Below are 11,945 nucleotides of genomic sequence, written 5' to 3' on the forward strand. Positions count from 1 at the left end.
TATGATTAAAATAAATTAAGCCCAGCCTTATGAGATTGTGCTAGGCTGTGCAAAATAATATATTTGTATTTTTTATATTAGGGTCTGTTGACTATTCACATGTGGTGCTAACAGCAACTATTTTTTAGACAATATGCAGTGAGGTTTTTGATACCTAGTCATTCTGGGTTAAAGAATTTTGCTATGTATTAGTAGAGAATAGTATCACCCCGAAAGGCTGATGTTAGATTTCCCCAAACGCTGTTGAAAATATGGCTAAGGTCTCGACATTACCATCAGCTTTTACATAGTTCGGCAGAGTTTTAGCAATCAGCAGCTCTAATATTTTAATAGTCGATAGATCCTACATTCTTTTATGTCATGACCTGATTTTAGAGGTAATTGTGCCAAACCGTCGCTACCATATTCATATCATATGCGCTGACAACGATCAATTGTTGCTCTTGGACAGCTTAGCGATATTTTTTCAGCCATTTGCGTTCTTGACCTATGACGTATCGAGCCAGTTGCCAAAGGCTTCGTTATATGGTCGACAGTGTATTGATGACTGCGATTACGCATTAATGATCATCGGAGATAGTTACGGCTCGGTGCAAAGAACGGGCGTTAGTCAAATGCATTTAAGCTATCTAAGTGCGAAGGCAAAAATCAAACCTTTGCTAGTTTTGATCAAAAACCATCAGCAAGATGCAACTATTAGCCGTCAGTTACAAGAGTTTATTAAATCGGTGATTAGGCAAGATAATCAAATATCTTATTATGATACAGAAGATGATATCGAAAAACTACTCGAAGCAACTTATGAGCATATCCTAACCAACGATGAGGTGACTGGTGGCTGGGTTCGGGATAAAGAGAAGGTTCTGACTGTTACTAGGCAAGAAGTCGTTGAGCGGTTTTCGGATCTTTTGTCTACCAATAAGCCTGTAAAAAAAGAGACTTTTGTAAACGATGGACTTGTCACTGATGGTCTTAGCCCAGTGATTGTACTGACAGATTTTTTTGATATTCAGTATAGTGCGCAAGCTTACGAAGGTGGCAATTTAACAGATATTAATAGACCGATGGCATTAACGTGGCAAGAGGTATTGATTACATTAGGGAAGATTTCAGAAACGTTTTCTAGCTATGGTCTACAAAATGCTATTAATCGTTTGATAACATCAAAAGCAGAAGACGATGTTAAGCGAGATATGCCCAATGTCCACGCTGTTTCGCGTTGTCAAATATCTCAAGACGATTTAAATAAGTTGCAGCGTCAGCTGGTTAGTGCAAATTGGATAGGACTTACCACTTATGGTACTCGAGTCTCACAAGAGCTGTGGAAGTTGACGAGTTATGCAAAAAACTTATTGGATGACTCGAATGTCAAATTGTAGTAGTTAAAGTGTTTGTACCTATAAATACGTTTTGTAATACAAAGAATACGAGTCAATGGTTGTGAATTTATCCAGGACTGGTGATAATAAGATTGGTTAGATGCTAATATTAAAACTACAATTGTATAGCGCATACATCAATATTGATCAGTTAAGGAGCACGCAATGAGTAATTCTAAAAGTGATGAATTAAAAAAAGAGTTGGATGGCTTAGAAAAAACGATGCATGATGCCGACCAGTTTCATACATTAGAAGAGCAAGTAGCGGATATGAAACGCCGAGGTATTGACCCAAGCCAAGCTTATAAAGATTTGGATAGTAAAGCAGAAGGCGATGACTGGGGTGATGCCACTTGGAAAGAGAATGGTAAGTGGGAATCCAAAACAGCTGCTGATCTAGATGATAAGGCCCGTGAAAACTGGGATGGTGATAATGGTAAGCCCACACCTCCGCCAATCGTTTAAATGATGCTATAAATTATATATATACAAAAGGCCGCGTTAATCATAACGCGGCCTTTTTTTCTGATTTAAGTTACTGTTATTCGCCTTGCAATATTACTAAGCTTGCTTGTTATTATAAGCCTTCATCAACACGGATGAGCTGAATAGTACCATCGGCACTAGTAACGCGGCGATAACGGGTTTTGCTAGATGTCGACGATTGAGTAGCTGGCTGTGCCGAATAAGTATTGCTTGACGTGGTCGTTTGCTTTTGGATCAGCTGTCCCATACGGTCGGTAGAGGCAGGGTTTAACGGTTGGCTAGTTGCAGGCTGGTTGTATTGATTGCCATATTGTGAGCGAGTAGGTGCGGTATTGCCCACGATTGCGCGATAGAATTTCTGTCCTGCGCGGCCATCGGCTGGGAATATGCCTTTACTAGATTGATATTGCTGAATAGCGGTACGAGTATTGTCACCAATGATTCCATCGACACCACCAATATCGTAACCAGCATTTAATAAGGCTTGTTGAATGTCTTTTGCTTGCTGGCGGCTGATACCTGGATCATCGGTTGGCCATGCCGTGGCAAAGTCGGTTTTGCTGCTGTCTTCGCGGGTGACTAGGTCTGATAGATGAGCGATTGCCAATGCATAGTTTTCTGATGCGTTGTACGAATAAAACGTGTCGAAGTTTTTACCGACTAAAAATGCAGGACCTTCAATACCAGCAGGCAGCAATAGACCTGCGCTGCTTAAATCAGATGGTAAAGCACCGCCATTTGCGAGTTTGATGCCTTGGTTACGCCAATGGCTTATCGTTTTTTTATTTTTACGGCTTGAGGCTGCCCAGTAGCCATCAGGTAGCTTGACTTCATAACCCCATGGCTCACCTGAGCGATAACCGCGATTTTTCAAAAAGTTAGCTGTAGAGGCTAATGCGTCAGGTACACTATTGACCAGATCGCGACGACCATCTCCATCAAAATCAACAGCCAAGTCTAAAAAAGTACTTGGCATAAACTGCGTTTGTCCAAAGGCACCTGCCCATGATCCTGTCATATCACTTGGCGCGATATCACCGCGCTGGACAATCTTAAGGGCATTGGCAAACTCACCGCGGAAGTAGCTTTGGCGACGATCAAAGCATGAGAGGGTCGCTAAAGACTCAAACAATGGCTTTTTACCTAAGGTTTGACCAAAGTTCGACTCAACGCCCCAGACACCGAGTACGTGCTCTGCTTTTACACCATAACGCGATTCGATTTGGCGCAGTGTGTCGCTCCACTGGCGTTTAGCGCGGATACCGTCTTCGACGCGTTCTTTGTCCACTAACGCTGAGAGGTAATCCCAAACGTCTTTTTGAAACTCTGGCTGATAGTTAAGAGACTGAATCACGCTGGGATCAGGCTGAGCAGGACGGTAGTTGTTAAAAGTGAAACTATCCACGCCACGGAATTTACTAGAGTTTTTTAGTCCATCTAGACATTGTTGGAATTCAGCATTAGATAAATTTGGTGCTTCTGGTCGGGCAGCTTGGGCGGTGTTCGCAAAGCTAAGCCCAACAGCTAAGCTAAGTAGCGATAAATTAGAAAGTGAAGTCAAACGCATGGAGATATCCTATAAACATCGAAACAGTCATTAAGAAGTAAAATAAAGTAGGTAAAAGCAGTATGCACCTAGAGTAACCAATCTAAACAGCAAAGAAAAGCTATCGCAGTTCTAATGCTATAAATAATTACGTTAGTTTGATATAGGTGTGAGGTTCGGATAGGCTTTGATTAAAAATTATGCTTGAATTAATATTATTTGTTTAGCTCAACTACTTGGACTATTTATCTTGCTACATCATACAATACAACTATTATGTAGCAAGATGAACTAATAATTATTATTGAAAGGACGTTTATGAGAAAAGAAATACCACGGCCTATAATCTCAGTTTTATCTGATAATTTGCCTGAAATAGAGAGTCATGCGACTCTAGATAGTTTGTTTTTCTATGCAGATGCTCCCGGCGAACCACCTAATGTGAGTAAGCCTGCAAAAGTTCAGGAATGGTTGATGCGAGTAAATAAAGAATCAGTTCAACCTTTGATAGTTTTAGGGAAATTATTGGAAAAATATATAGAGCTACCAGAAGAAGATGAAGTTCTATCTTACGATAATTTCGCTAGGCAACGCTTAGAGATAAATCGTGATTTTAAAGAAAAGCTGCTTAAGCTTTTAGCTAGATATAACTTAAGCTATGTTCAAGGCGGATCTATCTCTACAGGAGGTACAGTGTCTAGTCAGAGTTTGAAAGACTTAATCTTAGAGAAAGATGTCTCAGCTATCAATTTAGAATTCGAAAGAGCTTTGAAAAACGTAGATAGCGATCCACTAGAAGCAATATCTGCTGCTTGTAATATACTAGAATCTATTTGTAAAGTTTATATTGAGGATGAGCAATTATCTTTGCCAAATAAGCAGACTCTAAGGTTCCTGTGGAAAGCAGTTAGTAAAGACTTAAATTTTGATCCTAGTAAATTACAAGATGACGATTTGAAAAAAGTACTGTCAGGTATGCATTCAATTGTTGATGGAATATCTGCACTTAGAACACACGGAAGTTCAGCGCATGGACAAGGAAGACAAATGTATAAACCAGAACCGCGACATGCTAGGCTAGCTGTAAATTCTGCTCATAGCTTGGCTTTATTTGTCTTAGAAACTTGGAATAGTCAAAAATTGAAAGCAAATAATGTAAATACTTAATTAGCTAATAATAGATTAACCCAACTACTTTCCCAAAACTCCATCCAACTCGTCTATCAAGCTATGAATACGCGCTGCATTTTTACCCATATCGCTCTTACCGATACGTGATTTACTACGGATATCGACCAATCGTTCGCCACCATTATCGGTTACACGAAGTACCACATCATCTTTGAAACCAAACCAAGTGGTGGTATCTGTGGCTTCAATGATGCCTTTGTCAGCATCAGTATTGACAAGCTCCCAACCTAAGTTTTCAATGGCTTGTTTGGATGCTTCAACCAATTCAGGCTGTGATTGAGAGTAGGTCAACGTTTGCAAGTCAGGATAGGCAGTGCGCTGTTGTTCAGCAGTTTCTACGCCAGCATATTCAACTGGATTTGGTGCATCTGCACGTAATGGCGCAATCGCGATAAACTCAGGTGGATTCACCAGATCGGTTGAAATGTCATGAATTGGCGGTACGCTTTTGGCGCTATTCATCATACCGAGTGGTAGAGCGATAGCAATTGCAAAAAATATAACAGCTATTGCTGCACTAGCAAGGCTGACTGTTTTACGTTTAAATACAACTTGAATCGCCAATATAGTTGAGTTCAAATAATTTCGATACAAGGAAACCGAGTGCAAGCTATACATTAGTATGGTCAGCGAGGGTGACGATGTAGCGGATTTATATGGATTTGACTATAGTACGAGTGCCGCAATACCAACGACCAGACCAAATTTAAAGCTTGTAAAGGCAGTGCCTAACTCTACAATACCGAATTTATAAAGTGGTGCTGGTAGTGCAACCAGCAAAAACGCGATTAAGCTTATCATGCTGACTAAAATTTTCATCAGGACGCTCATTTATGCTTTGGTAGTCGCGAAGTATATTCTATTTATCGTTTAACAACCATACATGCTCTGTCGCGGTTAAGTCAGAGGCGGAGCCTATAGAAGCCGATTCGCTAGTGAGTTCGGTAATTTGATAGTGATCGCCATAATATTGCTGTAATTGCTCGCCATTGATAGAAAAAGGAGGTCCATTTTTTTTACTTTGGTCATAATTAAGCGTGATTAATAATTGTGAAGCTTTGCCGCTAATTTTACGTATCTGCTCGCTATACTGTACGCGCATATCAGCTGGTAGGGCAATCAATGCGGCTTTATCATAGACAGCATTAACACTACCAATATCCTCCGCTGTCAGGCCAAAAATATCAGCGACCCATAAAGTGATGGTTTGCCCCGACAACTGGCCTTGATAGTATTTGATTGTTGGATTGTCTGCATGCTGATGGACAGTAGGTTGTATATTTTGCTCGGCAAAGAATGCTTGTACGGCTGTTTCTATCAATTCAATACCAATAACGTCATAGCCTTGTCCAGCTAGCCAAACCATATCGATCGATTTGCCACATAAAGGTACTAAAATCCGACTGCCAACAGGTGGTTTTAAAGCTAAAAAGTATTTCATTAGCAATGAATTGAAGTGAGTTTGATTGAAGCCAATACGACCTTCTTGCCAGCGAGTTTGCCAAAATTCAGAATTCATATAATATTCTCTGTAGTGTCAATATATCAGCACTATCATACCGCTAAATGCAATAAAAAAGCCAAGCGTACAAACCCTTGGCTTTTAAAGTAGATAGGACGACTTTCAGTGTTTAACTCACCATATATTGGCTAAACTCTTTACGCAGTTTGGCGAGCTTTGGTGGTATTGCAAAGTTACAGTAAGCCTGTCCTGGGTTTCTGTTAAAGAAGTCTTGATGTACTTCTTCTGCTTGATAAAACTCAACGGCAGGATGTACTTCTGTGACGACATTAACACCCATATCGCGTAGTTTATTGATAGTGCGGTCAACGGTCGGTTTTTGACTGTCTTCGGTATAAAACACCACACTGCGATATTGGCTACCAACGTCATTGCCTTGGCGATCCATCGTGGTGGGATCATGGGTGGCAAAGAAGGCATCGAGTATTACCTCTAATGGGACGATAGACTCATCAAACTCGACTTTGATGACTTCGACATGACCAGTCGACCCACTACAGACAGCGTCATAGTTGGCAGAAACAGCATCGCCGCCCATATAGCCTGATACGACAGATTGCACGCCTTTTACCGATAAAAATACCGACTCGGTGCACCAAAAGCAGCCACCGCCTAATACGATCGTTTGCATAATTTTTCCTATTATTATAAATATGAGTTAAGTGCTGTATTTGGTTGTGATGTTTTCATTTTTCAATACTTCTTTTAAACGCCTCACTACCTTTAGCACTACTTAATCAGCTTAGCAGGCGAGCCAAACGCGATAAGTAACAAACAGTAATGTTATAATGGGTTTTTGCTATAGAACATTCACTATAAACAAGTGACAGCGTTAACCTCGCTTGAAGTATTGCCGATACATCTGCACTCGGTTGCCTTGTACCTTTGTTAAATTGAATGACCTATACGTTGCTTTGTTATCGCTTAATAATGACGAGCAAAATCGCCAAATATTTCCTAATTTAAGTTCTATTATCTAAAAATGAGTCGCACCATGAGCCAATCCAAGCCTACTATCAAACATGACACCCTATTTACCACACCGCTGGATAAAGCGGCGCGCTTTTCATTTGATGAGCAGGTGGTGGCTTGTTTCCCCGATATGATACGTCGTAGCGTGCCCGGTTATGGTCAAGTGCTCGCGATGCTCCCTATCTTTGCCCGTCGTCATTGTAAGTATCGTCAGCAGAGCGATAGCGGTCAGCGCGTTAGCCGTATCTATGATTTGGGTTGCTCACTGGGTGCTGCGAGCATGACATTGGCAGGCGAGTTTGAGCCACAAGATTTGCAGATTAAAGCGATTGATATCTCACCAGCGATGACGACAGAGGCGACCACGTTACTTAGTGAGAATTATCCTGAACATGATATCGAAGTGATCACGGCAGACATTCGCGATGTGGAGCTCAAACCCTGCGACATGGTGATTTTAAACTTAACGCTACAGTTTTTACCAGCGGCTGATAGAGTGGCGGTATTAGAGAAGATTTATGCGGCACTGAGCGAAGGCGGCATATTAGTGCTAACTGAAAAAACTCACGCATTTGATGAGCAGTACGATGCGTGGTTGGTGGAGCGTTATTACGACTTTAAACGCGCCAACGGCTATACGGAGATGGAAATCAGCGGTAAGCGTAATGCACTAGAGAACGTCCTTATCACTGATACCTTAGACGAGCATCATGCAAGGTTGAGCGATGTTGGTTTTAAGCGTCATCTGACGTGGTTTCAGTTTTTGAACTTTGTGTCTGTGGTGGCTTTTAAATAATCCTTACTTTTTACACAGTTATTTCTCAACCAATACGGTAACCTGCTTTTATGCTCAACGACACTATCATCAACGCCGAACGCGAACTATATTTAACCTTGCTAGAGCTGGCGCAGCAGCAGCCAATCGCTTATGAGTGGCTGAAGCAATTACCAACATGGCTAAATGCTATCAAAGACAAAGCCAACTACGCGCATGCGCCTGCCTATCAAGCATCAGTTGCTCGTTTACCTACATTAACCGTCAATAATGTCGATCTAAACAGCGACATATTGACGATTGAGGCAAATCTAAGTGAGTCTGAGCGTAAACAAACAATGGCACTGCTCAAGCAGTTAATGCCATGGCGCAAAGGGCCTTTTCAAATTGGTGGTCAGATCGGTAGTCAAATTGGCGATGATGAGTCAGGTATTAAGATAGATACCGAGTGGCACAGTGATTGGAAGTGGCAGCGAGTTGCGCCGCATTTGAGTGGGTTAGAAGGCCGTCGTGTGTTAGATGTGGGCGGTGGCTCTGGTTATCACGGCTGGCGTATGGCAGGAGCAGGGGCGGATACGGTCATTATCGTTGATCCTTCTTGCTTGTTTTATCATCAGTTTATGGCGATTCGTCATTTCGTTGGTACAGCAGATGCTTATACTTATTCTAATGGTACAGGTCGTTACCGTACGCATTACATTCCAGTACCGCTAGAAGCCTTGCCAGTGCATAGCCAGTTGTTTGATACTGTGTTTAGCATGGGCGTACTTTATCATCGTCAGTCACCGTTTGAGCATCTACAGCAGCTCCGAGGTCAGTTGGTCAAAGGTGGTGAGTTGGTACTAGAAACCTTGGTGATTGAAGGTGATGCCAATACCGTACTGGTGCCACATGACCGTTATGCACAGATGAATAACGTGTATTTCTTGCCATCAGTCGCAGCATTAACTGGCTGGCTAGAAAAAGTTGGATTCTCAGACGTACGCTGCGTCGATGTAGCAGTGACTTCGACGGATGAGCAGCGCAAAACAGAATGGATGACCTATCACTCGCTAGCAGATTTCTTGGATCCTAATGACTCGACTAAAACTATGGAAGGCTATCCCGCCCCGATGCGTGCGACACTGATTGCCAAAAGATAGTTTTTCAGGGAAGTAGAGACATCATTAATCAATATAACTAGCCACTAAAACAAGGAAGCATGACTGTGAAAAAAATAATGGCTTTGATGACGATCAGTTTATTGTCGCTACCCGCTGTGGCGTCAGACGCTTATGGCGATCCATTTGAAGGCTGGGGGTTTGTTAAAGATGATTGGCAAATGGTTTGTGATAACACCTTGACTTGCCGTGCTGCGGGTTATAGCGAGGAAGGTGCTGGTAGCGGTCCAGTCTCGATATTAATGGTTGCAGAGCCAAAAAAAGCGTTGCCAAAAGTATATGTAGACTTTATCCATTCAGATGATGAGTTTTACCAGTCATCATCTGATGATAGCTTAGATGTTAGTATTGGCAATGAATCTAGCCATACCGAGTTATGGCTAAATGACAAAAATTACGGCGTTATCAATAGTAGAAGTGATGATGATTCTAGGTATATGTTAGATGAAAATCAAACTAAGCAATTGCTTCGTCACGCTCGCCTGAATACAACAATAGAGGTAAGAGTAGGTAGTCATCGCTGGACTGTCAGTGACAAAGGTATGGGAGCCGTGTTGCTCAAACTTGATGATGTGCAAGGCAGAGTAGGCACGCCAATAGCATTGGTGAGTAAAAACCATGCTAGCAAGCAAACGCCAAAATCTGCTAAACCCATACCTGTGATCAACAAAGCATTTGCTTATTCAGATGAAGACAATAAACAGCTGAGTGCTGCAAGGCTGTCATATTTTGAAAATAATATTGATAAATGGGTAAATATTAATGACCCTCTTTTAGTAGGTTCGGAAGAGAAAATGGGAGACTGTGAACTGGTCAACCCGAAAACTGAGGCATATCAACGGATGGCTGAATATGGTTCTAGTATGCTTGGTTGGGATTTTATACCAGTAGATGATGATCATACTTTGGCGAGTCATGGTTGTTGGATGGGTGCTTATAATGCAGCTGGCGGATATTGGCTAATAGACCATGAAAACCCTCGTAACCCTCCGCTAATTACCACTGCAGGCAATGGTTATCATGATGGTGAGATTTGGGCTGTGCATAAAGACCGAGGTTTAGGTGACTGTTGGAATAAACAAGTATGGGTTTGGAATGGTGAAACCTTTGCCAAATCAGAAGATTCTAGCTCAGGAATGTGTCGCGGTTTTGCTGGTGGTGCTTGGGATTTACCAAGCTATGTCAGTGAAGTCATAGAAGCTGATAAGCACTAACTATATCAACCAACTTCTGTATTACCAGACAAGACAATGATTCAAAAGTGAGCTTATTATGAAAAATACCCTGCTTATTAGTCAAGACAAGCTTACGAAGACAATGTTTAGCGCTGCTACCATATTTTTAGCAATGACCGCCGTCCATGCTAGTGACGTTTATGACGATCCTTTTGAAGGTGAAGGCTTTGTAAAAGACAATTGGCAAGTGGTTTGTGACAATACTTTGACCTGTCGCGCAGCAGGTTATAGCGAAGATGGCACTGCTAGCGGAGGGGCTACGATATTACTCACTGTAACTCCCAAAGAAAGCGCTGTAAAAGCTAAACTCAAGTTACAGAATGTAGATGATGTAGAAACCTCACCTGCGAACGCTTGGCTGGCAAGCCACGGTTCGCGTGTATCACTTTATCTGAATGATAAAAAATATGGAATGGTAGAGCTGGATTCAGCATCCTTATCTGGAGATTTAAGCACGGGTCAAACTCAGCAATTACTGGCTCGGGCTAAACAAAATACTAAGATAGAATTTCGATCTGGGCCATATCGCTGGCATGTCAGCGACAGCGGTCTATCAGCAGTGTTACTCAAGTTAGATGAAAGTCAAGGCCGTGTGGGTACACCGCTAGCATTAGTCAGTAAAAATAATCAGCCGTCCATGACGCCTAAGTCTGCAATACCAATCCCAAAAATAGTTGCTGCTCCCGTTTACTCCACAGAAGATTCAAATCCTAATATTGATTTGACCAAAATGGATTACTGGCGAGCAAATATTGAAAATTGGATTATTACTGAATCTAACGATGAATTAAAGGAAGAGTGCTATGCCCTAAATTCAGATGAGAAATGGTCTAGAGATGGTGACTGGACGTTGACGGCATTAAACGCTAAATATACCCTTGCCAGTCATGTTTGTTGGCGCGGTGCATACAATGAAGGCATAGGATTCTGGGTCATTGACGACGCAATCCCCAGCAAACCTAGCTTAGTAACTTACTCGGGTGGTAGTTATGATGAAGGTCAGATAATCAGTGGACACAGAGGTCGAGGGTTAGGAGATTGCATTTATCTCAAAGAATGGACTTGGAATGGGAGTAGCTTTGTTAACTCAAGGGCTATCGGCACTGGACTATGCCGAATGATTCAGTTGGGCGGTGCATGGGACATGCCAAGCTATGTCAGTGAAGTCATAGAAGCTGACAAGCCCTAACTATATCAACCATTTTTTGAAAGCGACTTCCATGACGAGCTTAATGATAAAGCCTACACAGCCTGCGCCAAGCGCGACGAAAATCCAAAATGTACCAGCGCGTCCAGCTTGAGACTCTTTCGAGATATCCCACATAATAAAAAACAAGAAAGCGATGAATATGGGCAACAAGACATACAGTCCCCAACTGGTGATAGTACTGGAAGCAATAGCAAACATGGCATAGTCCTATAAAGAAATAGTAACGTGTCTTTTGTAGTCAAAGAACTTTAAAGTGGATACAAGGTTGCCGACTACAGACTGTACTAGTAGTACATCTAAGGAGGCTAACGCTGTATAGGTTTAGTAGTTTATCGACTATATATCTGAGAAGAGTAGTACAAACCAATATTATAGCGCGAAAGCGTTTGTGTATAAACTGTTGCTCAGTACGATACAACAGTAAGGCTACAATTGAGGTGGGTATTCTATTTATTCTACAGTGCTTTAA

13 protein-coding genes are annotated in these 11,945 nt (G+C 41.9%); 7 read left to right on the forward strand and 6 right to left on the reverse strand.

Going from position 1 to position 11,945, the window contains the following annotated elements:
- Nucleotides 1-383 precede the first annotated feature (383 nt).
- Both ACT3SX_RS10650 and ACT3SX_RS10655 read left to right on the forward strand, forming a co-directional pair.
- Nucleotides 384-1,379 carry a DUF4062 domain-containing protein gene (locus tag ACT3SX_RS10650; RefSeq protein ID WP_192519992.1) on the forward strand — a complete coding sequence of 332 codons (996 nt, stop codon included), beginning with the start codon at nt 384-386 and terminating at the stop codon, nt 1,377-1,379.
- A gap of 165 nt (nt 1,380-1,544) precedes the next feature.
- The gene (locus ACT3SX_RS10655; protein ID WP_192519993.1) at nt 1,545-1,844 is read left to right on the forward strand and encodes a hypothetical protein; all 300 of its coding nucleotides are present in this window, start codon (nt 1,545-1,547) and stop codon (nt 1,842-1,844) included.
- Between the two features lie 112 nt (nt 1,845-1,956).
- Here ACT3SX_RS10655 and ACT3SX_RS10660 read toward each other — a convergent pair whose 3' ends face one another.
- Entirely contained in the window at nt 1,957-3,432 is a 1,476-nt protein-coding gene (locus ACT3SX_RS10660) for a lytic murein transglycosylase (protein ID WP_192519994.1), read from the reverse strand.
- Between the two features lie 297 nt (nt 3,433-3,729).
- Here ACT3SX_RS10660 and ACT3SX_RS10665 point away from each other — a divergent pair, with 297 nt between their 5' ends.
- Nucleotides 3,730-4,578: an abortive infection family protein gene (locus ACT3SX_RS10665; protein ID WP_192519995.1), complete on the forward strand. Its 849-nt coding sequence runs from the start codon at nt 3,730-3,732 to the stop codon at nt 4,576-4,578.
- A 24-nt stretch (nt 4,579-4,602) separates the two neighbouring features.
- On the opposite strand, the gene ACT3SX_RS10670 is transcribed toward ACT3SX_RS10665, so the two are convergent.
- The 4 genes from ACT3SX_RS10670 to msrA form a co-directional block, all read right to left on the reverse strand.
- Complete coding sequence (locus ACT3SX_RS10670; protein WP_225739235.1) at nt 4,603-5,181, reverse strand: DUF1499 domain-containing protein; 579 nt, start codon at nt 5,179-5,181, stop codon at nt 4,603-4,605.
- An 87-nt stretch (nt 5,182-5,268) separates the two neighbouring features.
- On the reverse strand, nt 5,269-5,421 hold the full coding sequence (locus tag ACT3SX_RS10675) for a hypothetical protein (RefSeq protein ID WP_225739236.1): 153 nt from the start codon (nt 5,419-5,421) through the stop codon (nt 5,269-5,271).
- A 40-nt stretch (nt 5,422-5,461) separates the two neighbouring features.
- Nucleotides 5,462-6,121, reverse strand: a complete 660-nt coding sequence (gene tmpT, locus ACT3SX_RS10680; RefSeq protein WP_192519997.1) for a thiopurine S-methyltransferase — start codon at nt 6,119-6,121, stop codon at nt 5,462-5,464.
- A 112-nt stretch (nt 6,122-6,233) separates the two neighbouring features.
- The gene (gene msrA / locus ACT3SX_RS10685) at nt 6,234-6,755 is read right to left on the reverse strand and encodes a peptide-methionine (S)-S-oxide reductase MsrA (RefSeq protein ID WP_192519998.1); all 522 of its coding nucleotides are present in this window, start codon (nt 6,753-6,755) and stop codon (nt 6,234-6,236) included.
- A 351-nt stretch (nt 6,756-7,106) separates the two neighbouring features.
- Here msrA and cmoA point away from each other — a divergent pair, with 351 nt between their 5' ends.
- From cmoA to ACT3SX_RS10705, 4 genes are all read left to right on the forward strand, one after another.
- Nucleotides 7,107-7,892, forward strand: a complete 786-nt coding sequence (gene cmoA / locus ACT3SX_RS10690) for a carboxy-S-adenosyl-L-methionine synthase CmoA (protein WP_192519999.1) — start codon at nt 7,107-7,109, stop codon at nt 7,890-7,892.
- 50 nt (nt 7,893-7,942) lie between these two features.
- Entirely contained in the window at nt 7,943-9,013 is a 1,071-nt protein-coding gene (cmoB, locus tag ACT3SX_RS10695) for a tRNA 5-methoxyuridine(34)/uridine 5-oxyacetic acid(34) synthase CmoB (RefSeq protein ID WP_192520000.1), read from the forward strand.
- Nucleotides 9,014-9,078: 65 nt separating this feature from the next.
- Nucleotides 9,079-10,245, forward strand: coding sequence for a DUF1176 domain-containing protein (locus ACT3SX_RS10700; protein ID WP_318779543.1), 1,167 nt, complete (start codon nt 9,079-9,081; stop codon nt 10,243-10,245).
- 58 nt (nt 10,246-10,303) lie between these two features.
- The gene (locus tag ACT3SX_RS10705; RefSeq protein WP_442062945.1) at nt 10,304-11,455 is read left to right on the forward strand and encodes a DUF1176 domain-containing protein; all 1,152 of its coding nucleotides are present in this window, start codon (nt 10,304-10,306) and stop codon (nt 11,453-11,455) included.
- Here ACT3SX_RS10705 and ACT3SX_RS10710 read toward each other — a convergent pair whose 3' ends face one another.
- Entirely contained in the window at nt 11,456-11,674 is a 219-nt protein-coding gene (locus ACT3SX_RS10710) for a DUF2788 domain-containing protein (RefSeq protein ID WP_192520003.1), read from the reverse strand.
- Nucleotides 11,675-11,945: the final 271 nt, after the last annotated feature.

Source organism: Psychrobacter sp. AOP31-B2-9 (assembly GCF_052378005.1).
GTDB lineage: Bacteria > Pseudomonadota > Gammaproteobacteria > Pseudomonadales > Moraxellaceae > Psychrobacter.

Excerpts from the sequence above, each read along its gene's own strand:
- cmoB (WP_192520000.1), top strand. The coding sequence starts at position 7,943 with ATGCTCAACGACACTATCATCAACGCCGAACGCGAACTATATTTAACC.
- msrA (WP_192519998.1), bottom strand. The coding sequence starts at position 6,755 with ATGCAAACGATCGTATTAGGCGGTGGCTGCTTTTGGTGCACCGAGTCG.
- ACT3SX_RS10660 (WP_192519994.1), bottom strand. The coding sequence starts at position 3,432 with ATGCGTTTGACTTCACTTTCTAATTTATCGCTACTTAGCTTAGCTGTT.
- ACT3SX_RS10655 (WP_192519993.1), top strand. The coding sequence starts at position 1,545 with ATGAGTAATTCTAAAAGTGATGAATTAAAAAAAGAGTTGGATGGCTTA.
- tmpT (WP_192519997.1), bottom strand. The coding sequence starts at position 6,121 with ATGAATTCTGAATTTTGGCAAACTCGCTGGCAAGAAGGTCGTATTGGC.
- ACT3SX_RS10665 (WP_192519995.1), top strand. The coding sequence starts at position 3,730 with ATGAGAAAAGAAATACCACGGCCTATAATCTCAGTTTTATCTGATAAT.
- cmoA (WP_192519999.1), top strand. The coding sequence starts at position 7,107 with ATGAGTCGCACCATGAGCCAATCCAAGCCTACTATCAAACATGACACC.
- ACT3SX_RS10705 (WP_442062945.1), top strand. The coding sequence starts at position 10,304 with ATGAAAAATACCCTGCTTATTAGTCAAGACAAGCTTACGAAGACAATG.
- ACT3SX_RS10675 (WP_225739236.1), bottom strand. The coding sequence starts at position 5,421 with ATGAAAATTTTAGTCAGCATGATAAGCTTAATCGCGTTTTTGCTGGTT.
- ACT3SX_RS10710 (WP_192520003.1), bottom strand. The coding sequence starts at position 11,674 with ATGTTTGCTATTGCTTCCAGTACTATCACCAGTTGGGGACTGTATGTC.